The 1818-nt window shown below is 65.3% G+C and carries 2 protein-coding genes; both read right to left on the reverse strand.

What is annotated here, in order from left to right; translation table 11 throughout:
- On the reverse strand, positions 1-1175 hold a 1175-nt coding region (hisD, locus tag ACOVQ0_RS04320; RefSeq protein ID WP_421880592.1), incomplete at its 3' end, for a histidinol dehydrogenase.
- Positions 1175-1816: an ATP phosphoribosyltransferase gene (gene hisG, locus ACOVQ0_RS04325; RefSeq protein ID WP_421880594.1), complete on the reverse strand. Its 642-nt coding sequence runs from the start codon at positions 1814-1816 to the stop codon at positions 1175-1177. The genes hisG and hisD, both read right to left, overlap by 1 nt.
- Positions 1817-1818: the final 2 nt, after the last annotated feature.

The following is a 1818-nucleotide window of genomic DNA, read 5'->3' on the forward strand; positions in this document are numbered from 1 at the left end:
AAGCTGGTGCGTTTCATGAAATCCAGAACGGAAAGGCCCGATGAGAAGCGCGCGCGGCGCCCGGTGGGCAGGACGTGGTTCGGCCCGGCGACGTAATCGCCGACGGCTTCGGGTGTCATCCGGCCAAGGAAGACCGATCCGGCGTGGCGGATCTGATCGAACAGGCTTTGCGGATCGTCGGTGGCGATTTCGACGTGCTCGGCGGCAAGCGCATTGGCGAGCGCAGGCGCTTCATCCAGCGAATCGACGACGATGATCACGCCGTGATTGTCCCAGCTCGCCTTGGCGACCTTCGCCGTGGGCAGCATGGCGATTTCGACGCCGACCATATCGGCAACCATATCGGCAAAGGCGGCATCGTCGGTAATCAGGATCGATTGCGCGACGGGATCATGTTCGGCCTGGCTGAGCAGATCGGCGGCGATCCATTGCGGATCGTTGTTCCTGTCGGCAATCACGAGGATTTCCGAGGGGCCAGCGACCATATCGATGCCGACCACGCCGAAAAGCTGGCGCTTGGCTTCGGCCACCCATGCGTTGCCGGGGCCGGTGATCACGTCCACCGGCTTGATGCGCTTCGTGCCATAGGCGAGCGCGGCCACGGCCTGCGCGCCGCCGACGCGCCATACTTCGTCAGCGCCTGCAAGGTGCGCGGCGGCAAGGACCAGCGGGTTGGCCTCGCCCTTGGGCGTGGGGGTGACGACGACGAGGCGTTCGACGCCCGCGACCTTCGCCGGGATGGCGTTCATCAGCAGCGATGACGGATAGGCCGCGCGGCCTCCTGGCACGTACAGCCCCGCGCCATCGACCGCGCGCCAGCGTGCGCCGAGGCGCATTCCGCTGGCGTCGGTATAGTCGCGGTCTTCGGGCAATTGTGCGGCGTGGTAATCGCGGATGCGCTGGGCGGCGAGTTCCAGCGCGGCGCGAAGATCGGGCTGCAGCGCATCGAAGGCTTCGCGGCAGGCTTCGGGGCTGATGCGCCAGTCTTCTTCTGCCGGGGCGTGGCCATCGAACTTGGCGGTATATTCGGCCAGAGCCTCGTCACCGCGCAGGCGCACGTCATCGATGATGGTCTGCACATCGCGGGCGACGTTCTCGTCGCTTTCGCGGCGGTCCTTGACCAGACGGGCAAAGGCGCGGGCGAAATCGGGATCGCTGGATTTCAGGCGAAGCATCAGGCGGCCTGCCTTTCGGCAACCATCGCGCGGAAGGCATCGACCAGCGCGCCGAGGCGGGCGCTGTCGGTCTTCAAGGCTGCGCGATTGACGATCAGGCGGGCCGAAACGGGCAGGATCTGGCTGGTTTCCACCAGACCGTTTTCCTTGAGCGTGCGGCCCGTGGACACGAGATCGACAATGCGGCTGGCAAGGCCAAGCGAGGGGGCAAGTTCCATCGCGCCGTTCAGCTTCACCACCTCTGCCTGCACGCCCAGCTTTTCAAAATGGCGGCGGGTGAGATTGGGATATTTGGTGGCGACACGGGCATGGCTTTCGCGCGCGTTTGCCCCGCTTTCAACCATAGCGACGGGTTCTGCCACCGACAGGCGGCAGTGGCCGATGTTGAGATCGACCGGCGCATAAAGATCGGCGTAGTCGAATTCGTCGATCACGTCTGACCCGACCACGCCCGCGTGCGCCGCGCCGTGGGCCACGAACGTAGCCACATCGAACGCGCGGACGCGGATGAGCTTTACATCGGGCCGGTTGGTGGCGAAGGAAAGCGCGCGCGAGGCCTTGTTGAAGAAATCGGCGTCGGGCACGATACCGGCCTTCTCGAGCAGAGGCAGGGCCTCATCAAGAATGCGGCCCTTGGGCAGGG

Origin of the sequence: Novosphingobium sp. (genome assembly GCF_049240505.1) — a bacterium.
Taxonomy (GTDB): domain Bacteria; phylum Pseudomonadota; class Alphaproteobacteria; order Sphingomonadales; family Sphingomonadaceae; genus Novosphingobium.